At 64.9% G+C, this 23,444-nt stretch carries 20 protein-coding genes and 1 pseudogene; 15 read left to right on the top strand and 6 right to left on the bottom strand.

Features of this window, described 5'->3' with window-relative positions:
- Window positions 1-18: 18 nt before the first annotated feature.
- On the top strand, window positions 19-1,248 hold the full coding sequence (locus tag ACIP90_RS08840; protein WP_400578634.1) for a cysteine desulfurase family protein: 1,230 nt from the start codon (window positions 19-21) through the stop codon (window positions 1,246-1,248).
- On the opposite strand, the gene ACIP90_RS08835 is transcribed toward ACIP90_RS08840, so the two are convergent.
- Window positions 1,227-2,480 (bottom strand): NAD(P)/FAD-dependent oxidoreductase, encoded by a 1,254-nt coding sequence (locus tag ACIP90_RS08835; RefSeq protein WP_400578633.1) that lies wholly within the window; start codon window positions 2,478-2,480, stop codon window positions 1,227-1,229. The genes ACIP90_RS08840 and ACIP90_RS08835 overlap by 22 nt on opposite strands.
- A gap of 218 nt (window positions 2,481-2,698) precedes the next feature.
- On the opposite strand from ACIP90_RS08835, the gene mnmA reads away from it, so the two are divergent.
- Together mnmA and ACIP90_RS08825 are read left to right on the top strand one after the other, a co-directional pair.
- Complete coding sequence (gene mnmA / locus ACIP90_RS08830) at window positions 2,699-3,841, top strand: tRNA 2-thiouridine(34) synthase MnmA (RefSeq protein ID WP_400578631.1); 1,143 nt, start codon at window positions 2,699-2,701, stop codon at window positions 3,839-3,841.
- 453 nt (window positions 3,842-4,294) lie between these two features.
- Window positions 4,295-5,263: pseudogene (locus tag ACIP90_RS08825) on the top strand (ATP-binding cassette domain-containing protein); the annotation flags it as partial.
- Window positions 5,264-5,278: 15 nt separating this feature from the next.
- Here the strand turns inward: ACIP90_RS08825 and ACIP90_RS08820 are convergent.
- A complete protein-coding gene (locus ACIP90_RS08820; RefSeq protein WP_400578629.1) occupies window positions 5,279-5,938 on the bottom strand; it encodes an NADPH-dependent F420 reductase in 660 nt (219 codons plus the stop codon).
- A 112-nt stretch (window positions 5,939-6,050) separates the two neighbouring features.
- Between ACIP90_RS08820 and ACIP90_RS08815 the strand changes: the two genes are divergently transcribed.
- Window positions 6,051-6,503, top strand: a complete 453-nt coding sequence (locus tag ACIP90_RS08815) for a chorismate mutase (protein ID WP_400578627.1) — start codon at window positions 6,051-6,053, stop codon at window positions 6,501-6,503.
- Window positions 6,504-6,506: 3 nt separating this feature from the next.
- Window positions 6,507-7,550: a hypothetical protein gene (locus tag ACIP90_RS08810; RefSeq protein ID WP_400578625.1), complete on the top strand. Its 1,044-nt coding sequence runs from the start codon at window positions 6,507-6,509 to the stop codon at window positions 7,548-7,550.
- 57 nt (window positions 7,551-7,607) lie between these two features.
- Here the strand turns inward: ACIP90_RS08810 and ACIP90_RS08805 are convergent, their stop codons facing one another.
- A complete protein-coding gene (locus ACIP90_RS08805) occupies window positions 7,608-8,354 on the bottom strand; it encodes a DUF4166 domain-containing protein (RefSeq protein WP_400578623.1) in 747 nt (248 codons plus the stop codon).
- A gap of 111 nt (window positions 8,355-8,465) precedes the next feature.
- Between ACIP90_RS08805 and mtrA the strand changes: the two genes are divergently transcribed.
- The 7 genes from mtrA (at window position 8,466) to secA (ending at window position 18,901) form a co-directional block, all read left to right on the top strand.
- Window positions 8,466-9,140, top strand: coding sequence for an MtrAB system response regulator MtrA (mtrA, locus tag ACIP90_RS08800; protein ID WP_400578621.1), 675 nt, complete (start codon window positions 8,466-8,468; stop codon window positions 9,138-9,140).
- The gene (gene mtrB, locus ACIP90_RS08795; RefSeq protein WP_400578619.1) at window positions 9,112-11,208 is read left to right on the top strand and encodes an MtrAB system histidine kinase MtrB; all 2,097 of its coding nucleotides are present in this window, start codon (window positions 9,112-9,114) and stop codon (window positions 11,206-11,208) included. The genes mtrA and mtrB overlap by 29 nt, the downstream gene beginning before the upstream one ends.
- Complete coding sequence (locus tag ACIP90_RS08790) at window positions 11,205-12,920, top strand: LpqB family beta-propeller domain-containing protein (protein ID WP_400578617.1); 1,716 nt, start codon at window positions 11,205-11,207, stop codon at window positions 12,918-12,920. The genes mtrB and ACIP90_RS08790 overlap by 4 nt, the downstream gene beginning before the upstream one ends.
- Window positions 12,921-13,018: 98 nt before the next feature.
- Complete coding sequence (locus tag ACIP90_RS08785) at window positions 13,019-13,963, top strand: ComF family protein (RefSeq protein WP_400578615.1); 945 nt, start codon at window positions 13,019-13,021, stop codon at window positions 13,961-13,963.
- Between the two features lie 143 nt (window positions 13,964-14,106).
- Window positions 14,107-14,832, top strand: a complete 726-nt coding sequence (gene hpf / locus ACIP90_RS08780; RefSeq protein WP_400578613.1) for a ribosome hibernation-promoting factor, HPF/YfiA family — start codon at window positions 14,107-14,109, stop codon at window positions 14,830-14,832.
- 29 nt (window positions 14,833-14,861) lie between these two features.
- A complete protein-coding gene (locus ACIP90_RS08775) occupies window positions 14,862-16,088 on the top strand; it encodes a winged helix-turn-helix domain-containing protein (protein WP_400578611.1) in 1,227 nt (408 codons plus the stop codon).
- Window positions 16,089-16,171: 83 nt separating this feature from the next.
- The gene (secA, locus tag ACIP90_RS08770) at window positions 16,172-18,901 is read left to right on the top strand and encodes a preprotein translocase subunit SecA (protein WP_400578609.1); all 2,730 of its coding nucleotides are present in this window, start codon (window positions 16,172-16,174) and stop codon (window positions 18,899-18,901) included.
- A 104-nt stretch (window positions 18,902-19,005) separates the two neighbouring features.
- Here secA and ACIP90_RS08765 read toward each other — a convergent pair whose 3' ends face one another.
- Both ACIP90_RS08765 and ACIP90_RS08760 read right to left on the bottom strand, forming a co-directional pair.
- A complete protein-coding gene (locus ACIP90_RS08765; RefSeq protein WP_400578607.1) occupies window positions 19,006-19,434 on the bottom strand; it encodes an Rv3235 family protein in 429 nt (142 codons plus the stop codon).
- 101 nt (window positions 19,435-19,535) lie between these two features.
- The gene (locus ACIP90_RS08760; RefSeq protein WP_400578605.1) at window positions 19,536-20,354 is read right to left on the bottom strand and encodes a LysM peptidoglycan-binding domain-containing protein; all 819 of its coding nucleotides are present in this window, start codon (window positions 20,352-20,354) and stop codon (window positions 19,536-19,538) included.
- 163 nt (window positions 20,355-20,517) lie between these two features.
- On the opposite strand from ACIP90_RS08760, the gene ACIP90_RS08755 reads away from it, so the two are divergent.
- Window positions 20,518-21,090 (top strand): hypothetical protein, encoded by a 573-nt coding sequence (locus ACIP90_RS08755; protein ID WP_400578603.1) that lies wholly within the window; start codon window positions 20,518-20,520, stop codon window positions 21,088-21,090.
- A 24-nt stretch (window positions 21,091-21,114) separates the two neighbouring features.
- On the opposite strand, the gene ACIP90_RS08750 is transcribed toward ACIP90_RS08755, so the two are convergent.
- A complete protein-coding gene (locus ACIP90_RS08750) occupies window positions 21,115-21,330 on the bottom strand; it encodes a helix-turn-helix domain-containing protein (protein WP_400578601.1) in 216 nt (71 codons plus the stop codon).
- Window positions 21,331-21,485: 155 nt separating this feature from the next.
- On the opposite strand from ACIP90_RS08750, the gene ACIP90_RS08745 reads away from it, so the two are divergent.
- Both ACIP90_RS08745 and ACIP90_RS08740 read left to right on the top strand, forming a co-directional pair.
- The gene (locus tag ACIP90_RS08745; RefSeq protein WP_400578599.1) at window positions 21,486-22,130 is read left to right on the top strand and encodes a hypothetical protein; all 645 of its coding nucleotides are present in this window, start codon (window positions 21,486-21,488) and stop codon (window positions 22,128-22,130) included.
- Entirely contained in the window at window positions 22,127-23,440 is a 1,314-nt protein-coding gene (locus ACIP90_RS08740) for a CpaE family protein (protein ID WP_400578597.1), read from the top strand. Before ACIP90_RS08745 ends, ACIP90_RS08740 begins: the two co-directional genes overlap by 4 nt.
- Window positions 23,441-23,444: the final 4 nt, after the last annotated feature.

Below are 23,444 nucleotides of genomic sequence, written 5' to 3'. Positions count from 1 at the left end.
CGCAGGTAGAATTAACCCGTGCCTGCCTACCTGGATCATGCCGCCACCACACCCATAGCCGCCGAGGCGTTGGCCGCGCTGACCCGCGAGCTGGCCCGGACCGGAAACCCGTCATCGCTGCATGGAGCGGGACGACGGGCCCGCCGCTCCGTGGAGGACGCCCGGGAAATCATTGCCGCAGCCGCAGGCGCGCATCCGTCGGAGGTCATCTTTACCTCGGGCGGAACCGAGGCCGACAACCTCGCCGTCAAGGGACTTTACTGGTCCAGGCGCGCTGAAGACCCGGGGCGGCGGCGGATCCTCTGCTCCGCCGTCGAGCATCACGCCGTTATGGACACCGTCGAGTGGCTGGAGCGGCACGAAGGTGCCGACGTCACCTGGCTGCCCGTGGACTCGAACGGAGTGCTGGACCTCGGCGTCCTTGAAGCCGAACTCCGCCGTGATCCTCAGTCAATCGCCCTCGTGACCGTCATGTGGGCAAACAACGAGGTGGGCACCATTCAGCCGGTGCGGCGAATCGTCGAGCTGTCGCACGGTGCAGGGGTGCCTGTCCACTCCGACGCCGTTCAGGCATTCGGTTCCATTCCCGTGGATTTCAAGGAGACCGGCCTGGACGCCATGTCCATCTCCGGCCACAAGATCGGCGGACCGGTGGGGGTTGGCGCCCTGCTTCTGGGACGGGCGGTGAAACTCACGCCTGTTCAGCATGGTGGCGGTCAGGAGCGGGACGTCCGCTCCGGCACCCTGGATACTGCCTCCATCGCGGCATTTGCTGCTGCCGCCCAGGCCGCAACGAGGAACCTGGCCGCGGAGTCGGCCCGGATCTCCGGGCTGAGGGACCGGCTGATCGCAGGCGTCCGCGACGCCGTCCCTGCAGCCGTCCTGCGCGGGGCGCCCGGGCCGGGCAGGCTGCCCGGAAACGCACACTTCACCTTCCCGGGCTGCGAAGGCGACTCACTGCTTTTCCTGCTGGACCTTGCCGGCGTCGAATCATCCACCGGCTCGGCCTGCACCGCGGGCGTGCCCCGCCCCTCCCATGTGCTGCTTGCCATGGGGCTGGACGAAGCAACTGCCCGCGGGGCCCAGCGGTTCACGCTTGGCCATCCCTCGACTCAAGCGGACGTCGACGCGCTCCTGGCCGCGCTGCCTGACGCGTACGCCCGCGCCCGGCAGGCCGGCATGGCAGGTCATGAATCGTCGATCCAGACGGCCGGCACCGTGGCGCGTCAGGCGTCCGGCATCAGCTGATCAAACGGCACCGCCGGGTCGGACAGGGCTGCAGCTGACACGTCCGAGCGGGCCGAGATAAGGGCCTTGATGGTCTTCTGTGCGCTCGGTTTGCTGGAGCGGGGCCAGTTGACGCTCATTCCGGCCACTACCCGTCCCTGCTGCTGCCAGAAGGCGACAAATTCCTTCGATTCGAGGGACCCGCGGATGACCGGCGCGACGCCTGACGTGAGTGCGGGAAAGCCGGAATACTCCATGCTGACGTCGTACTGGTCGGTGTAGAAGTACGGGATGGCGGCCAGGACGGCGTCTTGGCCGAGCATGGCTTTGCCTGCCACCTTGCCGCCGTTGAGGGCGTTTGCCCAGTGCTCGCTGCGGTCATGTTCTCCCGTGAACGGGTGCAGGGCGTTCGCAACATCGCCGGCCGCGAAGATGTCCGGTGCGCTCGTCCTTAGCGAGGCGTCGGTGAGGATTCCGTTCAGGAGCTCCAGGCCGGCCGCGCCGGCCAAGGCGGTATCGGGCACCACGCCGACGGCGATGACCACGATGTCCGCCGGCAGCTGCTCGCCGGAATCGGTGAGCACCCCATCGGCGCTGCCCGCGTGGCCGGTGATCTCGCGCGCCGAGGCAGGCAGCAGGAAACGCACGCCGTTGCCTTCATGCAGGTTCCGGAAGAACCGGCCAAGGTCAGGTCCGATGGCGCCTGCGAGCGGCACCTCCGCCCGTCCCAGGACGGTGACCTGATTTCCGTAGCTGCTGGCCGCGGCCGCCAGTTCCATGCCAATCCAGCCGGAGCCGATCATGACAACATTGCGGCCGCCGTCCGAGAGCTGCTCCCGCAGGCGCCGGCTGTCGTCGAGCGTCCGGAACGTGGTGACGCCGTCGAGTCCACTGCCGGGCAGTTTGAGGGGCCGCGGGAGTGCGCCCGTGGCGAGTAACAGGGCGTCGTAGCCCTCGGACGTGCCGTCGGCGTAGCGGACGGCGTGTCCGGCAGGATCCACCTCGGTCACCGGAACGCCGAGTCGGAGCGTGACGTTGTTTTCCGTGTACCAGTTCTCCGGCACGACCTCCACGGCATCCTCCGCGGCCTTGCCGAGCAGATACTCTTTGGACAATGGCGGTCTGATATAGGGGTGGTGCGGTTCCGCTCCGGCGATGGTGATCCGGCCGCGGAATCCTTCGGTGCGCAGCGTGCGTGCTGCCGTGGCCCCGGCCAGTCCCGCGCCGGCAATAACGATGCTCTCAGGGGACATTGTCCGCTCGATTCGTCAGGCAGGCCAGGCGGTCTGCATTCTAAAACCAGTTCTTTTGACGTTAGAAGAGTGGGGCGCGGCCGTCAAGGCAATTTAGGTCAGATTCCCCGGGGCGATAGAATAGTGACGCAGGCAGTGCAACTTCAGGTTCGGCCTCCTGCTCCCACGGACCGGCGGGGATACCCTGCCGACCCCACACCAGCCCACAGAAAGCCTACATGCGAGTTCTAGCAGCCATGAGCGGCGGAGTTGACTCCGCCGTTGCCGCCGCCCGCGCCGTCGAGGCGGGGCACGACGTCGTCGGGGTCCACCTGGCGCTGTCCCGGATGCCCGGCACCCTTCGCACGGGAAGCAGGGGCTGCTGCACCATCGAGGACTCCCGCGACGCCTGGCGCGCCTGCGACGTTCTGGGCATCCCGTACTACGTGTGGGACTTCTCCGAGCGCTTCAAGGAGGACGTGGTCCAGGACTTCATCGACGAATACGCCGCGGGCCGCACGCCGAATCCCTGCATGCGGTGCAACGAGCGCATTAAGTTCGCCGCCCTGCTGGAAAAGGCAATCGCCCTGGGTTTCGATGCCGTGTGCACGGGCCATTACGCGAAGGTGATCAACGACGCCGACGGAAACCCGGAGCTGCACCGCGCCGCCGACTGGGCCAAGGACCAGAGCTACGTCCTCGGGGTGCTGACACATGAGCAGCTCAAGCACTCGATGTTCCCCCTCGCCGACACTCCGTCCAAGGCCGAAGTGCGGGCAGAAGCCGAACGGCGCGGGCTGTCCGTGGCGAACAAGCCGGACAGCCATGACATCTGCTTCATCCCGGACGGCGACACCGCCGGCTGGCTGGCGGAGAAGATCGAGATGACCGCCGGGGATATCGTGGACGAGACCGGATCCAAGGTAGGCGAGCACCCCGGGGCCAACGCGTTCACCGTGGGGCAGCGCCGCGGCCTGAAGCTCGGCCGGCCGGCTGCCGACGGCAAGCCCAGGTTCGTCCTCGAAATCCGCCCCAAGGAGAACAAAGTGGTGGTCGGGCCGGAGGCTCTCCTCGCCATCGACGAGATCCGCGGCATCAAGGTTTCCTGGGCCGGGCTGCCCATCGGCGAGGTGGACACAGGCGCCGACTTCGACTGCCACGCGCAGGTCCGTGCCCACGGCGACCCCGTGCCCGCCCGTGCCCGGGTTGAGCGCGCTGCTGATGACAGCGGCGTGCAACGGGACAGCCTCGTGGTGACGCTGACGGATCCCCTGAGGGGCGTTGCGCCCGGTCAGACAGTGGTGCTGTACCAGGGCAGCCGGGTCCTCGGCCAGGCCACCATCGATGCCGCCCGCTCGCTGCAGCGCGCTGAACTGAAGTAGACGGCCACCTGAAGTAGCCAGACCCAATTTCGGACACACGACGGCGGCGGAATTTCCGCCGGCCGTCTTCTGTACCCGTGAGTAGGTTCTGCGGCGGACTCCTGCCTGCCTATGGTAAATTTTGTGTCTCATCTCACAAGATGCATCGTTTCACCGGGCAACCGTCTCATTCACAATCAAGGCATCAGGCCAACGCGCCGTCCGCACAAATCCTGCCGGCTCCGCGTGTCTTCAACGAACAGAATCGCGCTCGCAGGCATGCCGCTTTAGCACTGACTGCCTGCACGGGTCCAACAGCGGCGGACCCACTTCAGCCGAAGGTGCCCAAGCTGTCATCGCAGCAGAAGAGAGAAGCTCATGAGCATCCACACCGGGTCGGTATCGGGTCGCCACGGCACGGGCACGGGCCCGGTCCTCGCCATTGACAACCTCATGGTCACGTTCGCCACCGACGCCGGCGACGTCGTCGAGGAGGCACCGGCAAAGTCACTCTTCGCCGAACCCCGGCAGGACTACACCAGGAAGCTGCTGGCAGCCGTTCCCCACCTGGGCCGTCATTCGGCCTCGGAAGGGATGGTGGAGCGGGCCCGTCAGGGCGGGAAGGTCCTGGTTGAGGCCAGCGGCCTGACCATCGAGTATCCCGGCCGCCTCGGCATTCCTGCCTTCAAGGCTGTGGATGGTGTCAGCTTCACGGTCTCTGAGGGGGAAGTTTTTGGTTTCGTGGGTGAGTCCGGCTCCGGCAAAACCACCATCGGCCGGGCCATCGCGGGCCTGAACCGCACTTCCGGCCGCAGCCTGAACGTGCTGGGCTACGAAATGCTGCACCTTAAGGAGAGGACGTTCAAGCCGCTCCGCAAGGAAATCGGTTTCGTGTTCCAGGACCCCGCCGCATCGTTCAATCCTCAGCTGACCATCGGGGACTGTGTGGAGGAGCCGCTCATCGTCCACGCAAATCCGACCCCCGCGCAGGCGCGCAGACGCGTAGGGGAGTTGCTCGAGTCAGTCCAGTTGCCGGCGTCGTACGCCGACCGCTTTCCGCACGAGCTGTCCGGCGGACAGCGCCAAAGGGCGTCACTGGCCCGGGCATTGATCCTGAACCCGAAGCTGCTGATCGCGGACGAGCCGACGTCGGCCCTGGACGTTTCGGTGCAGGCGAAAGTCCTTGAGCTGTTCAAGGACATCCAGCAGGAGTTCGGGTTCGCGGCGCTGTTCATCAGCCATGACCTTGCCGTCGTGGACATGCTGTCGCACTGGGTGGGCGTGCTCTACAAGGGCAAGCTGGTGGAGCAGGGGATCGGGCACCAGGTGATGGGCGCACCGCGGCATGACTACACGCAGCGGCTCATTGCCTCGCTCCCGGTGCCGGATCCTGCCGAGCAGGCCAGGCGCAGGGAGGACCACCGGGCCCTGCTGGGTATCTAGCGGGTTCGTGCGGTCCTAGGCGGAAACCACCTTGATGTTGAACGGATCTTTGTTGCCCTGAGTGAGGAAGATCCGCAGCCACAGTGGCAGCCACATCTCCATTCCGCGGGCGGCATCGAGCGATCCCAGGTCCCGGATGTGTTCCGGCCGCCAGCCGAATTCCGCGAGCAGCCCCTTCACCACAGCCTTGGCTTCCGCATCGTCGCCGGCCAGAAAGGCGTCGTGGTCGCCGCCGGCCAGCCGCTCCGGAGCCACCATGACGTCGGCGCGCATGGTGTTCAGGGCCTTGACCACCTTGGCGGTGGGAAAGGCTCTCTGGATGGCTTCCGCCAGGCTGTCTGTATTCGCGATGGAGAGCGACGGCGGGAAGCCCGCCGAATGATCGAGCGGATTTGCGACGTCGATCAGCACCTTGCCGTCGAGGTTCCTGGTGCTCGCGGCGGCCAACACGTCAAGGGACACCATGCCCGGTGTTGCGTTGATCACCACCTCCCCGTCCGCAGCCGCATCGAAGTAAGTAGCGGCCTTGGCCAGCGGGCCGGCGCCGGCGGCCCATTGCGTGGCGGCCTCGTTCGTGGCAGTCCGGGACCCCATGGTGACGGCGTGCCCGACCTCCACGAGCTTTCCCCCCAGAGTCCTGCCCGCGACGCCCGTACCCAGCACTGCGATCCTCATGGTCACCCTCCGTCGTCGGTCTTTCCGGAACACTTACATTGTCGGTCCGCCGTCGGCGCATGCGGCAGCTTAACACCGGCGGACATTCCGGCCGTGCCCATAGACTGGAATCATGACCGAGCTAAACCATGATCTGCCTGACAGTGCGTCCTACGATCCCGCCGCAAGTTCGCTGGCCGGGCATGTGGATCCCGCGGTGATGGCGGAGCTGTTGTCGATCCGGTCCAGCATCGACAACATCGATGCGACCCTTGTTTATCTCCTGGCGGAACGCTTCAAAGCAACGCAGAAGGTGGGTTTCCTGAAGGCCACGCACAGGCTCCCTGCCGGGGACCCTGGCCGGGAAACGGCCCAGATCGCCCGGCTGCGGCGGCTCGCCGAGGATGCCCAGCTTGATCCTGCCTTCGCGGAAAAGTTCCTGAACTTCATCATCGGCGAGGTCATCCGCCACCACGAGGCCATTGCGGAGGACCACCACAACGGCGCCGGCAGGGGGCCCGGCAGCCAAAGTGGTGACGGGCCGGCCAGCCCTGCCGCGGGACCGACCACACAGCTCAGCGCCTAAGCCGTGACTGCAGCAGAAGAGACGCAGCAGGGCCAGGTGACGGCCACGGCGCTGGGACCATGGCCCGGGCAGGATCCGCTGGAAGCCATACGCAGCATCCGCGGTGAACTCGGAGACCCCCACCTGCCGTACCTGGCCGAGCTGCCCGGCCGCGGAGTGGGCGCCGACGCCATAGGCCGCACCGCATCCCTCCTCGTTGAGTTGGCTGTGGACGTGCAGCCGCACGGCTGGCGCCTGGTGGACCGTCCGGGGCGGGACCTGATCAGGGCTAAATCGGCGCTCTCCACTGACATCAACGTGCTCGCGGACGTTGCCGGGGAAGAAGACAGCCCGGCTTCGGAATTCAAGGTGCAGCTGCGGGGTCCATTGAGCCTGGCCGCCGGACTGCACCTGCACAACGGTGAGCGGGCGCTGATTGACTATGGTGCCCGGCGCGATATCGCCGCTTCCCTCGCCGCCGGAGTGGGGGAGCACCTGGCCCGTGTGGGGGGCGCCGTTCCCGGCGCCCGGCTGGTGGCGCAGGTCGACGAACCGGACATTGCTTCCGTGCTTGCCGGCACGATTCCAACAGCCAGCGGCTACCGGACCCTGCGTTCGGTCCCCGGGCAGGAAGTGTCCGAGCTTTGGCGCGTGGTGGTTGACGCCCTCCACGCGGCCGGGGCCGCCGAAGTCGTCATTTCGGTGCCCGAAATCGAGGCGCCCTTTGAGCGGATCCTCGCGGCCGGCGCCGACGGCATCGCCGTTCCCCTCAAAGCGCTCACGTCGCGCCAGTGGGAGCAGCTGGCTGAGGCCGTAGAGGCAGGCAAGCGGCTGTGGGCAGGTGTCCTGGCAGTGGACAACCCCGCGGCAGAGCCGGCCAAGGCGGGCGAGGCTGCCGACGCGGTGTGGCGTCCCTGGCGACAGGTCGGTCTGCCTGCGACGGAACTGCGTACGCTCAGGATTACCCCCACAGGCGGGCTCGACGGGTTTACCCCCTCCGGCGCCACCGCGGTGCTCACGCGGCTGACCCACGTTGCCGACGCCCTGAACCAGTTGGCGCTGGGCTGAGTACTGCCGGAACTGGCCCAGCAAGATTCACCGGGCACCGAAAGCGCTGAAGGGCCGTCAGCTCCGCTGTTCCCAGCGATCGGGGGCGGCGTACGCGGGGAGGAATCCCGGCGTCGAACTGCCCTCCGCATACGACTCAAGCCGATAATCAAAATGCCCGGCATAGACCAGTACCAATCCGATCTGCGGCTGGATCACTTTCACCTGGATGCGGTGATGGCCACGGTCCCCGTCTGATGGCTCCCACCACTGCTCGGCATAAGCCTTCGCATCGAGTGAAGCGGGCAGTGGCAGTCGCACCGGGCCCAGGAACAGCCGGGACGCTTCGGAGACGCCACGGAGCCTGCCCTCAGGGGTGGCGCTCAGATTAAGGTCGGTGACCAGTCTGCGGTATCTGCCCACGTAGTCAACGAGCCTGGCCTGTCCGCCGGAGCCATCAGGCCCTTCGGAAACATCGTGCGTCCCCGAAGACACGCTGGTGGTGTCCTGAAAGATTCTGGTACGGCCGGGAAAGAAGATCTCCCGCCGGGCTGTCAGGCTGGAACGGCCAAACGGATCCAGATGGGCATGGTTTTCGATCCGGAACGGCACGCTTTCACCGTATTCAGGGAAAAATGCCTGTTCGCCTGCCGTCAGCCGGAGCAGCGGCCGCAGCCAGGATTGCCGGCACCCGACGACGTCAAAGGTGCCTTCGCCCACCCCATACCTGCCTGAACCTGGTGCGAGCGAAAAGTAATCCTGGAGCTCAGGCTGCAGCCGGGTGAACCCTGCCCCCATAGCCTGTTGGTAAATCGGCATGGTCATTTGGATCCTCCTGAGGGGCGTGGGCTGTCCTGCTGCATCCTAGCGGGCTGCCCGCCATGCCGAGAATGCCGTCAATAGGACAAAGCAAGGGCAATAAGGGAATATATAACTATGAAGGCACGCATTCTGGTAGTGGACGATGACGAGGCATTGGCTGAAATGATCGGCATTGTTTTGCGCAATGATGGATTTGAGCCAGTCTTTTGCGCGGATGGCGCGCAGGCCTTGGATATCTTCCGCTCTTCGAAGCCGGACCTTGTGCTGCTGGATCTGATGCTCCCCGGGACGGACGGCATCGAGGTCTGCCGTCAGATCCGGTCGGAGTCCGATGTCCCGATCGTCATGCTGACTGCCAAATCGGACACGTCCGACGTCGTCCGGGGGCTGGAATCAGGCGCCGACGACTACGTGCCGAAACCCTTCAAGCCTGCCGAACTCGTCGCCCGTGTGCGGGCCAGGCTTCGCCCGGGCGATCAGAAGGCACCGGAGACGCTCCGGATTGCAGACGTCACCATCGACGTCGCGGGCCACGCCGTGAGCCGCGGCGGCGAGCGGATCTCACTGACACCGCTGGAGTTTGACCTTCTGGTCGCTCTGGCGCGCAAACCTTGGCAGGTTTTTACCCGTGAACTGCTGCTCGAGCAGGTCTGGGGCTACCGCCATGCAGCGGACACCCGGCTGGTCAATGTCCATGTCCAGCGACTGAGGTCGAAAATTGAACGTGATCCGGAAGCACCGGAAGTAGTATTGACGGTCCGTGGTGTCGGCTATAAAGCAGGTTCCTGAACCCCAGGGCCAGAATCCCTCCGAAGCCCCTAAAGGGCCGGCGGTCGGCGCCCCCATGCCGGGTGCGGCGGCGCCGGATCCAGCGCCCGATTCACAACAGGTAGACGTCCACACTGTCTCCGGCGGCCCGCGGGGGGTGCACGGCGTACCGCCCGGCACTGATGGCCCGCACGGGCCGGCTGTCCACCCTGCTCCGGAACACACCGACGCCTTCTCGGGCGGATATGTCCGGCTGCGGCTGCGGGCGCGGATCTGGAGACGGCGAGCGTTGATCGTTTCACTGCGCGTCCTGCGGCTCGTGCGCACCGGGCTGGACAAGGTCTTTCCCGGCATCCGGTTCCTGCTGCACTCCGTCCAGCGCAGGTGGCGCCGTTCGCTGCAATTCAGGACGGTCCTGACCACCCTGCTGCTGTCCATAAGTTCCTTTGCGATCGTGGGGGCGTACCTGTCCAACCAGATCGCCAACAATCTCTTCCAGGAACGGCTGACGCAGGCGGAGTCAGAGACCCGGTACAACGTCAAGCAGGTGCAGGATACGTTCGACGGCGCCCAGGTCACCGATCAGTCCAGCGTCATCACCCTCGTCTACGACACCTTGAATGCGGTCGAAGGCAGGGGATCCGTAATCCAGCGGCGCTACGTCTTTGAAGCGATGCCCGAGCAAACCAAGCCCCGGAACCGCTGGGTCGAGTCCCGGGCTTCGGACCAGCTGACCGTCAGTGTCATTCCCAAGGAGCTCAGGGCGGCTGTCCAGGATTCCGGCAAAGACCAGTTCTGGGCTTCCATGCAGTTTCCCGTGGGAACTGAAGACCGTCCGGGCATCGCCGTCGGCAACAAGGTGACGTTCAACGGCACCGTCTACGAGCTCTACCTGATCTACGACCTGAACTCGGCCCAGCAGACCCTGGACGAGATCCAAAACGTCCTGTGGGCCGGCGGTGCGGCACTGATCATCATGATTGGTGCTATTGCCTGGTACGTCACCCGGAATGTGGTCAGCCCCGTCAGCCATGCTGCTGTGGTTTCCGAAAAGCTCGCTGCCGGGCAGTTGCAGGAGCGCATGGTCGTCAAGGGCGAGGACGAAATGGCCCGGCTCGGGGCATCCTTCAACCATATGGCGGCCAGTCTCCAGGAGCAGATCACCCAGCTCGCCACCCTCTCGCAGATGCAGCAGCGCTTCGTCTCCGACGTTTCCCACGAGCTGCGGACCCCGCTGACCACCGTGCGAATGGCAGCTGAGGTGCTGTACGACGCCCGTGACGATTTCGACCCCATTAACAAGAGGTCCGCGGAGCTGCTTTACAACCAGGTTGAACGCTTCCAGTCCCTGCTGGCTGACCTTCTCGAGATCTCCCGCTTTGACGCCGGCGTTGCCATGCTGGATGCGGAGCCCACGGATATCGTCCAGCTCGTATCCCACGTCATGGAGGGCGCCGCACCTGTGGCCGAGGAGTACGGTTCAGCCATGACGCTGAACGCTCCGGAGGGCAGCATCGTGGTGGAGATGGACGCCCGCCGGATTGACCGGATCCTGAGGAACCTCGTGCTGAACGCTTTGGAACACGGTGAGGGGAAGCCCGTGAACATTTCGGTGGCGTCCAACGCGACGGCCGTTGCCATCACCGTCCGTGACCATGGAATAGGCATGACCCCCGCCGAAGCGGCCAGGGTCTTCGACCGTTTCTGGCGGGCGGACCCTGCACGGGCGAGAACGACAGGAGGCAGCGGCCTGGGCCTGTCGATCGCCACCGAGGACACCAAGCTCCACAACGGGTGGCTCCAGGCCTGGGGAAACAAGGGGGTGGGCTCGAACTTCCGGCTGACCCTTCCCCTGAAACAGGGCGGAACGATCACAAAGTCACCGCTGCAGCTTGAACCCGCGGACGTCGCCCTTCCCGCGGCCGGCGACCGCACCGTCCTTGTTCTGGGCAACCAGGAAACGGACGGGGCCCCCGCGGCCCCGCACGAAAGGGCAGAGTCTCGTGGAACCGAGGCTGCGCCTGACGGCGACGCTGTATCGGAAAGTGACGTTGCACCGGAAACAGCCGCCACGGGGGAGAGATCATGAGAAGGCCGCCGGTGGTGGGCCGCGCTGTGGCGGCGCTCATCGCCGTCGTACTGCTGTTGGTGGCCGCGTGCGCCCAGATTCCCCGGTCCGGCCCGGTGGGAAAGAGCACCGACGAGAGCGCGGGAAATCCCAATGCTCCGGTTTTCTTCCCCGTTGCGCCCCGCACGGGGTCCAGCCCTGAAGCCGTCATCGAGGATTTCTATCTGGCGGGCAGCGGTTATGAGGATGATTACGCCGTGGCACGCCAGTACCTCACCCAGGCATCGTCGGTCGCGTGGAAGCCCGACCAGCGCACGCTGGTTTTCCGGTCCGAGCGGGTGGTCCGGACGGGCGTCGAGGGGGTCTTCAACTATGAACTGGATGTCGCGTATTCCGTGGATGCCGACGGCGTTGCCACCCAGATGCCGGAAGGAACCAAGGAGAGCATCCCCGTCACGCTGACCCAGGTGGACGGGGAGTGGCGGATATCCAAACTTCCGGACGGCACCGCCATTCCTGAAGAGACGTTCAAGGTGATCTACGGCGCCTACCCCATTTACTTTTACGACCCCACGTTTACCTACGCCGTGCCCGACGTGCGCTGGTTTATCAAGAAGAAGACCGTCAAGTCGATGACGAGCGCCCTGCTTGCCGGGCCGGCTCCGTATCTCAAGGGCGCCGTCGTCAGCGCGTTCCCGTCCGGGATGAAGCTGGCACGGGAATCCGTGCCGGTGGTTTCCGGAGCTGCCCAGGTGGATCTGTCTGCCAAGGAACTCACCGAGGCTTCCACGGAAGACAGGCTGAGGATGCAGACCCAGCTGGCCCTGACGTTCCGCAGCCAGCCGGATGTCATCAACGTGGAGCTTAGGGCCAACCAGGATCTGGTGCGTGTTGAGGACAACGGTTCGGTGCTGCCGCCCGTTCAGAACAGAAATGTTCCGGCCCGCCAGATCGCCGTCAGCAACAACGAGCTGGTGCGCTATGAGAACAACAGAATTTCGCCGCTGCCCGACATGCAGTCCGTTGCGGGGCTGAAGCCGCGCGCGCCGGCTGAATCGCCCGTCTCACAGACGGTGGCATTTCTCGACAGCACCCGAAGCACCCTGTACTCCATGGTTCCGGGGCAGGCCCCGCGTGCCCTGATCACCCGGAGCACGCTCTCCCGCCCGTCCTTTAGCCTGCACGACTGGGTCTGGACCGCAGGGCCAGGTGCGCAGGGCGTCACCGAGGTCACCGCATTCCGCCCTACGGGGATAGCGCAAGGAGCCACAGTGCCGTCCGTTACGCTGACCCCGTCCTGGCTGGCGGGCCGCACCGTCAAGGATTTCCGCATTTCCCGCGAGGGCGTGCGGGCGCTGGTCATTTCCGAACAGAACGGAGTGACCCGGGTCCAAGTGACCGGCATCATCCGCAGCGCCGATGGGACGCCGAAGGAGCTGACCTCGCCGATCACCCTGCAGTCGGGCACCAGCCCGAACCAAGGAGTCTGGGTCACCGACACAACGGTAGCGGTGATGAAGGGCGCGGCCTCGGGGAACGTCGCCCCGGAACTGCTCTCCCTCACGTCCACTCAGCCGCAGAAGCTCGCGCCGTGGCGCGGCCTGGTAGCACTCAGCGCCGGCAATGGATCCGAGGAAATCTACGCCCAGTCCGCGGACGGCGTCTTCCAAAGACTGGGGAACGGCTGGTCGCCACAGCTGAAGGGGCCCTTGGATCCCTCATTCCCCGGCTGATTGCACGTAGCCTTCTATATCGGCTTTTTCACGCGGCGTTTTCCACAACGGCGCGGGAGCGTCTTCCGCCGTCGTCGCGTCCGGGCGATGCTTGCTGCGTGGAGACCCGATACCCGCAATCCGTCCGCGGCGCTGCGCGGGACCCTGACCTGCTGCCCCACGTGCTCAGACGGGCGAAGCACCGCAGTGAACACCGGCGGCGGCTGCTGCGGGCTGCGGACCTGTTGGCTGACGCAGCGGCCGAGCTCATGGCGCTGGCGGTGCCCGTCGAGTGCGTGTGCTGCGGCAACGAGGACAGGGCCATTTGCTCCGGCTGTGAGCGGCAGGTCCGGCTGCTGACCCGGAGGCCGTTTCGGGCCGAGTCTGCAGCTCCGGCCCTGATGGGCACGGACGGCTCCGTCCTTCTGCCGGTGGTGGCGGCCGGCATTTACCGCGAGGAGCTGGCACAGTCTGTGCTCTCCTTCAAACGCCATGGCCAGGGACCCCTGACCGCATCGCTGGGAAAGGCGCTGGGACGGGCGATCCTTGCCGCCGTTGGCACCGACCGGGACATCTGGCTTGTGCCTGTGCCCAGCAGTAACGGTGCGTACCGGAAGCGCGGCTTCACGCCGGTACACCTCTTGGTCGGCTATCTCCGCCGCCACGGCTTCCTTGATGGCCTGGAGTGCAAGGACGTCCTCCGGAAGATCAGGGCGCCCACGGTGGCCACGGGCACGGCAACGTCGGGCGGACAGAAGGGGCTGAGCCGAGGGGCGCGGGCAGGGAGGGTGCGCGGCTCCATGCGGGTTGCCTGGAAGGCGGGGGAAAGGGGGCTGGCAGGGCGCCCGTGCATCATTGTCGACGACGTCCTCACCACCGGTGCGACGCTCGCGGAGGCCGCCCGGGCGTTGCACCAGGCCGGGGCCGTGGTCCGCGGCGCCGTAGTCCTGGCAGCCACCCGCGCGCCCGATGCAGCAGCTCCGCAGCCCCTCCCCGGCCCCTCCGTGGTCAGCCAACCGGGTACAGGAGTCATAGAAAAAAATAAAGGGCGAAAGGATGAATAACTCGTTGCTATGAACTAACGTCGGTTATGGGTACCAAGATCAGTTGTACCTTTCGATAGCGGCTCGGAAAGGGGCTCGACTGTCAGTCAGATCGTCCCCATGAAGTGCCGCTGTCGTGTCACCGAAGTCATTTGGAGGGCACCATGGAGTTCATGATTAGCGGACGAAATCTGACGGTCTCGGACCGATTCCGCGAATACGCCGGCGAGAAGATCTCGAAGATCGAATCGCTTGGGGACAAGGTCCAGCGGGTGGATGCGAAGGTTTCCAAGGAAACGAACGCACGCCAGACCGGGGACCAGCTCACAGTTGAAGTGACCGTCCTGGGCAGGGGCCCCGTAATCCGTGCCGAAGCCAGCGCCGCAGACAAGTTCGCCGCGTTCGATCTCGCCTACAACAAGCTGCTGGAGCGGCTCCGCAGGGCGAAGGACCGCAAGAAGGTGCACCACGGGCGGCACACGCCCAAAGCGGTACGCGAGGCGACCGCATCCCTGGAGCCCGCCAGCACCAACCAGCCTATCTACGTCGAGGCGAGCAACCGCACCGAGCCTGCGCCGGAGCCGGCGGAGAAGTCGCGCTACGACGTCGACAATGACATTCCTGCCGGAGACTCTCCGGTTTTGATCCGCCGCAAGATCTTCCCGGCGGCGTCCCTCACGCTGGATGACGCCGTGGACAACATGGAACTTATCGGCCACGACTTTTACCTCTTCGTGGACAAGGCCACGAACGCGCCGTCAGTGGTCTACCGGCGCCGCGGCTGGACGTACGGCGTCATCACCCTGGACCACTACTGCGAGCCCGGCGAGAACACCCTGGAGGAGAAGATCCACGCGTACCGCTCCGACGATGCGGCCGCAACAGCCTAGGATAGTGCCCTCACAACGAAAGGGCTGACATGGTTGCAACGCTGAGCCTTTCACAGGCCCGGCGGATCGCCCTGGCAGCCCAGGGACTGGACAAAGGACGGCCCGCCGGCCCCGTGACTTCACGGACGGTGGGCCGGACCTTTGCCCGGATCCAACTGGTCCAAATCGACTCCGTCAATGTCCTGGCGCGGAGCCATTTCCTCCCCTTCTTCTCCAGGCTGGGCAACTACGACCGTACGATCCTGCAGCAGATGGCGGGCAGGCATCCCCGGCGGATGCTCGAGTACTGGGCCCATGAGGCGAGTTTCATCCGGCCAGAGCATTTCCAAGACCTCGTGACGTGGCAGAACCGCACCTGGGTGGGAGCGTCCGCCATGGATCCAGCGCTGCGCTCAGGCGTGACGCGCCTCGTGCTGGACGCCCTGGCTGCCGGAAAACCCATGACCGCCGCCGAACTTACGGCGGCCATCGGCCATGTAGAGGACCGCAAACACGTCAACTGGGGATGGAACTGGAACGCGGTCAAGCGTGTCCTGGAACATCTGTTTGAAGAGGGTGTTGTCTCCTGCGCATCGAGGACCGACCAGTTCGAACGCCGGTACGCGCTGACGAGGCACATCCTCCCGGCCCTGGACTTGGAGGCGCCTCAAGATCCCCAGTCGGCCATGGACAGGCTCATCGAGGCTGCGGCGCAGGCACACGGCATCGGGACGGTGCGGTGCTTTGCCGACTATTTCAGAACACCGATGAAGGCGGCGGCTGTGTCTGTCCAGCATCTTGTGGACAGCGGCCGGCTTGAGCCGGTCACTGTTCGCGGCTGGGACCGGAAACTGTTCCGCCACGTCGAGGCCCGACTGCCGCGGACCGCAACAGGCAGGGCACTGCTCAGCCCGTTCGATTCCCTGGTTTTCGAGCGCCGGAGGCTGGAGGAGCTCTTCGGGTTCCACTACCGGATCGAGATCTACACCCCTCAGCCGAAGCGCCGGTACGGTTATTACGTCCTGCCTTTCCTGCTGCGGGACCGCATCGTGGCCAGGGTTGACCTGAAGACCGACCGCGCCGGCGGCAGACTGCTGGCCAAGGCTTGCTTCGGCGAGCCGGACGCCCCGGCGGACACCGCCGTCGAACTCGCCGCGGAACTGCGGCTGATGGCTGACTGGCTTGGGCTCGGGGAGGTGGCCGTGTCGCCGTCAGGGGACCTTGCCGCGGCGGTGGGCGAAGCCATCAGCGGCGCCGACAGCAAGTATCCGCTCTGAGGGAACAGGGCTACCCGCTTCGCGTCTCTCCCGTAGACTGAACACGCCAGAATTCGGCAGCATGAGACTGGGAGCAACTTCACGTGGCATCACTTATCGAAAAACTTCTCCGCACAGGTGATAAGAAAACCCTGAGGCAACTGCGGAACTATGCCGATTCCATTAACGCCCTTGAAGACTCATTCAAAACGTTCTCCGACGCCGAACTCCGTGAAGAAACGGACCGCCTCCGGGAGCGCCACCTGGACGGCGAGACACTGGACGATCTCCTGCCCGAGGCTTTCGCCGCGGTCCGCGAGGCCTCGTCCCGCACCCTTGGCCTGCGCCATTTCGACGTCCAGCTCATGGGTGGTGCTGCACTCCACCTTGGGAACATCGCCGAAATGAAAACCGGTGAAGGTAAGACGCTCGTCGCCACGGCACCGGCCTACCTCAATGCCCTCGCCGGGAAAGGCGTGCACGTCGTCACGGTCAACGACTACCTGGCCGAGTACCAGTCCGAGCTCATGGGCAGGGTCTACCGGTTCCTGGGACTCACCAGCGGCTGCATCCTTGCCAACCAGGACCCCGCAGTCCGCCGCCAGCAGTACGCCGCGGACATCACCTACGGAACCAACAACGAATTCGGCTTCGACTACCTGCGCGACAACATGGCCTGGGACAAGTCGGAGCTGGTCCAGCGCGGGCACCACTTCGCGATTGTCGATGAAGTCGACTCCATCCTCATTGACGAGGCCCGCACACCGCTCATCATCTCCGGCCCGGCGCAGGGGGACACGAACCGGTGGTACAGCGAGTTCGCCAAGGTTGTGCTGCGGCTGCAGCCGGAGAAGGACTATGAGGTCGACGAGAAGAAGCGCACCGTCGGCGTCCTCGAAAGCGGCATTGAAAAGGTCGAGGACTACCTGGGCATCCAGAACCTGTACGAATCCGCCAACACCCCGCTGATCGGATTCCTGAACAACGCCATCAAGGCCAAGGAACTGTTCAAGCGCGATAAGGACTACGTCATCCTTGACGGGGAAGTCCTGATCGTCGATGAGCACACGGGCCGCATCCTGGCCGGCCGGCGGTACAACGAGGGCATGCACCAGGCGATTGAGGCCAAAGAAGGCGTCGAGATCAAGGCCGAAAACCAGACCCTCGCCACCGTTACGCTACAGAACTACTTCCGCATGTACGGGAAGCTGTCAGGCATGACCGGTACGGCTGAAACCGAAGCCGCCGAGTTCATGAGCACGTACAAGCTCGGGGTAGTCGCCATCCCGACCAACCGGGACATGCAGCGGATCGACCGGCCGGACCTGGTCTACAAGAACGAAACCGTCAAGTTCGATGCGGTGGTCAAGGACATCGCCGAGCGGCATGAACAGGGCCAGCCCGTCCTGGTCGGCACCACCAGCGTCGAGAAGAGCGAGTACCTGTCGCGGCTGCTGGCCAAGGAAGGCATCCGGCACGAGGTGCTGAACGCCAAGAACCATGCGCGGGAAGCGGCGATCGTTGCACAGGCCGGCCGCAAGGGCGCAGTCACGGTGGCCACCAACATGGCTGGCCGCGGTACGGACATCATGCTGGGCGGAAACGCCGAGTTCACCGCAATCGCGGAACTCGCCAAAAAGGGGCTGGATCCGGAGGAGAACTCCGAGGAGTACGAGGCCGCGTGGCCGCAGGCGCTTGACGCCGCCAAGCAGGCGGTCAAGGAAGAGCACGAGGAAGTGCTGAACCTGGGTGGGCTGTACGTACTGGGCACCGAACGGCACGAGTCACGCCGGATCGACAACCAGCTCCGTGGCCGTTCGGGACGTCAGGGCGACCCCGGCGAATCTCGCTTCTACCTCTCGCTTACCGACGACCTCATGCGCCTGTTCAACTCCGGGGCTGCCGAGCGTCTGATGAACAGCTCGGTACCCGATGATGTGGCGCTCGAATCTAAGCTGGTTTCCCGGGCCATCGCCTCGGCCCAAGGCCAGGTGGAGGGCCGGAATGCGGAGCAGCGCAAGAATGTCCTGAAATACGACGACGTCCTCAACCGCCAGCGCGAGGCCATCTACGGTGACCGCCGCCGGATCCTCGAGGGCGACGACCTGCACGAAAAAGTGCAGTTCTTCCTGGAGGACACCATTAATGCCTTTATCGACGCGGCCACGGCCGAAGGCAACGGAGACGACTGGGACTTCGACCAGCTCTGGACGAACCTCAAGACGCTCTACCCCGTCACGGTCACCCCGCACGATGTGATCGACGAGGCGGGCGGAAAATCGCGCATCACCGTCGAGTTCCTGAAGGAAGAGATCCTCTCCGACGCGAAGCTGGTGTACCAGGCCCGCGAGGAAGCCATTGGTTCGGAAAGCATGCGCGAGCTGGAACGGCGCGTAGTTCTCTCCGTCATCGGACGGAAGTGGCAGGAGCACCTCTATGAGATGGACTACCTCAAGGAGGGCATTGGACTGCGCGCCATGGCCCAGCGTGACCCGCTGGTCGAATACCAGCGCGAAGGCTTCACCATGTTCCAGGCCATGATGGAGGCGATCCGTGAGGAGAGCGTGGGGTTCCTCTTCAACCTGGAGGTTGAGGTCACCCCCGCCGAGGATGTGGTAGTGGCCGATGCTGCCGGCGGTCACACCGAACATCATGAGCCGCAGATCCGCGCTGCCGGCCTGGAAGCGCCGGAAAAGCCGGCGCAGCTGCAATACACGGCGCCCGCGGAAGGCGGCGGAACCCAAACGCGCGTCGAGGGCCGGGCGGCAGGACGCTCCGGGAATCCGGCCAAGGCCGCTTCGCAGAGCCGTCGCGACGGCAAAAAGAAGCGCTAGAACCGGACGCACTGACAACCAACAGCAAGGGACCCGGGCAAAGCGCCCGGGTCCCTTGCTATTCTCAGCTCCGTTGCTGTTCTCGGTCCATCGCTGCCTGATGCTCAGCCGATTTCCAGTGCCGTGACGCGCCAGACCTGTTTGCTTCGTTCGAGCCGCACGGCAACGGCCCGGGCTCTCAGCTCGTCGATCACCACCGCGCTGGCTTCATAAATGTCCGGAGTAATTTCGCATGCCCGGACGGAGCGGACGGTCGGGTTCCGGTGAAGACGTCCCAGCTTCCGGGGTGCGCGGGCAGCCTCGCGCCGGGTCAGGCAAGCGCGATGCTGAAGCGCCAGCAGGCACCTTTGGTCCAGCCGCCGCGCCAGCTGATTGATCGGCCTGGTGCCGGCGAGGACTTCTATGGCCGCCTGGACGGTGGACCTGGTGATGGCGCAGATCTCCCGCGCCTCCTCAGTTGCACCCAACCCCATCGACTGGCTGGCCTGTGGCGCTGGGGTGCCCGCGCTCCGGAGGGTGGTTGCTGCAGTCATGATTCGGTCCTTTAGGCTTGAATGGAATTGAGGGCACGCCACGGAATGCCTGACAGGCTGAAATGCGGGAAAGCTGGGGCTCGCTGCAGTGCCCGTTGTGCTCACGGAGCCCTGAGGATCTGTCCTGGCAGGAGGACATCCGGATTGCTGCCGATGGTCGCGATGTTTGCTCTGAACCAGCGGGGCCATTCCCTGGCTATCTGGATGTCGGTGGCTTCGGGGCCCAGATGCGTGGCAGCGATCGTCCACAGTGAGTCACCCGCTCTGACCACGAACTCGGGGCCCTGTGACTGGTTGTTCGCCGCCCTGGCCGGGGCCGAGGTGACAAACGTGGGCGCCGGAACTGGCGGATGTGGCCGCCACTGGGGCCGTACATCCGACGTGCGGGGGACCCCCACCCCCGCGCCGGCGAGGTCTTCTTGCGCCGGCTCGGCGGCGAACGCTCGGCTGACAGAGGACGGGACCGGACTCTCGGCGCCCTGATCTTGGGTGGGCGCCCACGCAGCAGATACTGCAACCGTTTGGTCTGCGACCAGTCCCTGCCCCGGTAACGCATCTGCGTGGGCGATGGGTGCCCCAAACAATTGCATCCCCAAGGCCCCCAGGGCGAGCCGACGCATGAATGCCGGGCTGAAGCGTCCGGTGATGGCCGCGGCGCGCTTTCGTCCGGCCCGTGCCAGCACGGCTGCCCCGAGGGCCGCCGTGAGGGACAGCACCCACCAGGCCACTATGACGAGCCCGACAGCTGCTGCTACCAAGCCAAGGAGATCCTCGAACGCGACGGATTGCCCCCGGGATGCGGAGTGCTGCCACCGACCGATGAGACCTGCCCCCGTGAAGGCCAGAAAGCCCCCTAGCCCCAAGATGGCAAAAGCCAGGGCTGCGTCTGAGCGGACGGGCTTTGAGGTGGAGGAATCCATAGTTGCTCTTTCGTAAGATTCGATGGCATTTGATGGCATTTGATGCAGTTTGATTTGTTTGATCCTGATGTAGCCAGTTTGCGCCTGTTTGGTCGCTACTGTCCAGAGCCGATGTGCCCTCACTTGAATTGACCGTTGCTGGAGACGCGCTTATGGTTGCGCCATGCGATGGAATGCCCTGTTTGAAGACCTCGAGGCGCAGATGGCGGAGGCCGCGGTCTTGGGCCGGGAGTCCGAAGTATCGGAGCGGTCACGGGCTGACATGGCGTCCATTAGCATGGCCGATCGCCTCCGCGGATCACTTGGCCGGAGCCTTGGCGTTCACCTGGTCTCCGGTACGGACTTCATGGGAACCCTGAGTCATGCGGGTGCAGAAAGCCTGGTGATCGATGAGGAAGCGCACCAGGTCCTTATTCCCTACGCTGCGGTGTCCCATTACAGGGGGATGGGCCGCTACGCCGTGGGTGAGCCATCGGCAGTACGGAGAAAGCTGGGTTTGGCCAACGCGCTTCGGAGCCTGGCCCGGGACAGGGTGCCGCTCACGGTATTGCTGGGCAGAGGCAGGGCTGGCGAGGTACGGATTTCCGGCGTCATCGACCGGGTGGGGCGAGACTTTCTGGACTTCGCTGTGACGCCACCGGGTGAAGCCCGCAGGGCATCGAACGTCGTGGACGTTGCAACCGTTCCCTTTGGGTCTTTGCTTGCACTTCGCTCAATGCGCTCCGGGGAACTGTAGCGTTTTTCGGGGGAGGAGGAGCGATCAGTCCGACTTGGACTTTGACTCTTCGATCATCCGGCTTGCCTCGGCATAACGCTCCTCAATGTACTGTTCGAGCATCTTCTCCTCGACGCGCCACTGACCGCGGCCACCCACCTGAATGGCCTTGAGCTCGCCGCTACGCACAAGTGCATAGGCAGCGGGCGAATTGATCTGGAGCTGCTCGGCTACGTCTGCAAGAGTGAGGAAACGGGGCATAGCTCAATTCTGCCACCACTGGGTGCAGATGGTTCCGTTATCCACAGTTTGATGATGTTTGGACCCCGGACTTCCCGATTGGCCAAGGATGCCGTATCAATAATCATGACTGGCGCAGCCAACGCGCCTGACGCGTCAAGGGGGAGCACGTACGCATGATGTCCAGCGCCGCAGCCACAGGGGCCCGTCTGAAGAAACCTTCGTGGAAGGATCCAAGGCTCCTTGTGGGGGTGCTGCTGATCCTCGCCTCGGTGATGGGCGTGATTTCACTGCTCGGCAGCGCGGATAAGACCACTGAAGTCTTCGCCGCCCGCGAAGCGATAGGAGTCGGAGAGAAACTCACTCCCGATAACGTCAGCCGCGTAAAAGTGAGGCTGGGAGACGTGGAGTCCCGCTACATAACGGCGGAGTCCGGGATGCCGGAAGGTGTGGTGGCTGTCCAGCGCATCGGAAAGGACCAACTGTTGCCCCGGGAAAGCCTGGGAAATGTCGACGTGCTGGACAGGAAGCCGGTCGCCGTTACGGTGCAGGAAGCGCTGCCCGACCAGGCAGTGGCCGGCACCCGTGTTGACGTTTGGGTGTCCATGCCCGATGCGCGCAACGGATTTGCCCAGCCGAAACTCCTTCTCCCGGGCGCGGAAATTGCCCAGGTCTCACCCGGTTCGACAGCTCTGGGATCCTCGAAATCCACCGTCCTGATGGTCTTGGTGGGCGATGAGCATATGCCTTCCCTCCTGGGGGCACAGGCGAACGATGCCAAGATTTCCGTGGTGTGGAATCCCGGCGGTGCCGCCAAATGAGCATTCCCGTCGTCACCGTCGGGCAGGCCCAGGAAGATCTGGTCGGCGGCCTCGAGAGGCTTCACGGGCCCGTCACTGTCGTGCGGCGGTGCACTGAGTTGACGGAGCTGCTGGCTGCGTGCCAAAGCGGTCTCGCCCGGGCCGCTGTCGTCGCAAAGGGGAGCGAGGAACTGACTGCCTCCCTGGTCGACAGGCTCGCCGCGGTGGGTGTTGCCATCGTCGCCCTGACGGACAGCGAGGAAGAATCCTCGCGGTTGCGCGGTATCGGCGCGTCCGCGGTCATTTCGACCGTGGAATCCGCAGCACTGGCTGAGTGTATCTCCGAGGCAGTTGCCCAGTTCCCGGGGCGGGTCAATGCCGCCATGGCGACAGGGGAGCAAAGTTTGGCTGAGGCGGGGGCTGTCTTGCGGCCCGGCACCGACGACGCCGGCAACCCTCCGGCCGCGCCTGGAACCGGCCAGATCATCGCAGTATGGGGTCCTGCCGGATCCCCCGGACGGACCCTGCTGGCTGTGAACATTGCCGGCGAACTGGCTGCGGAGGGAAAGTCCGTCCTGCTTATTGACGCTGATAGCTATGGGGCCAGCGTCGGCGCGGTTCTCGGGCTCCTGGACGAGGCGGCCGGCCTTGCGCAGGCCTGCCGGCTGGCGGACCAGGGGCTGCTCGACACAGCATCACTGCTTCGGGTGGCAGTGCCAGTTTCCATGAAATCGGGAAGCCTGCGGGTCCTGACCGGCATAACCCGGGCAGACCGTTGGACGGAACTTCGGGCCACCGCGCTGGCACGTGTCCTTGAGCGGGCCAAAGACATCGCAGACGTTGTTGTCGTTGACACCGGATTCTGCCTTGAGGCTGACGAGGAGCTCAGCTTTGACACGATGGCGCCCCGCCGCAACGCTGCCACCCTCAGGAGCCTGGAACTGGCCGATACGGTCTTCGCCGTAGGGTCCGCGGATTCCATCGGGGTTCCCCGGCTGGTCAGGGGTCTCGCCGAACTGGATACGGCAGTGCCGGGCCTGCGGCCGGAAGTTGTGATGAACAAGGTGCGCGCCGCAGCGGTGGGGCGCTCACCTGAACGGCAACTCCGCGAAGCGTGGGACCGCTTTGGCCCGGCGACCGGCATCAAGGCGTTCCTTCCGTCCGATCCAGGGGCGGCTGACACGGCGCTGCTGTCAGGGTCTTTGCTGCTCGAGGCAGCTCCGGATTCGCCCCTTCGCTCCGGCATAGCCGGGCTGGTTTGTGCACCTGGCCAGCAAAACCGCCGATCCTCTGTATTTTCTTCCACAACAAAGCGTTGGCTGAGGGGCTAGGCTC

This window comes from Arthrobacter sp. NPDC093139 (genome assembly GCF_044754165.1).
Classification (GTDB): domain Bacteria; phylum Actinomycetota; class Actinomycetes; order Actinomycetales; family Micrococcaceae; genus Arthrobacter.
This window is presented reverse-complemented; position numbering and strand designations above follow the sequence as displayed.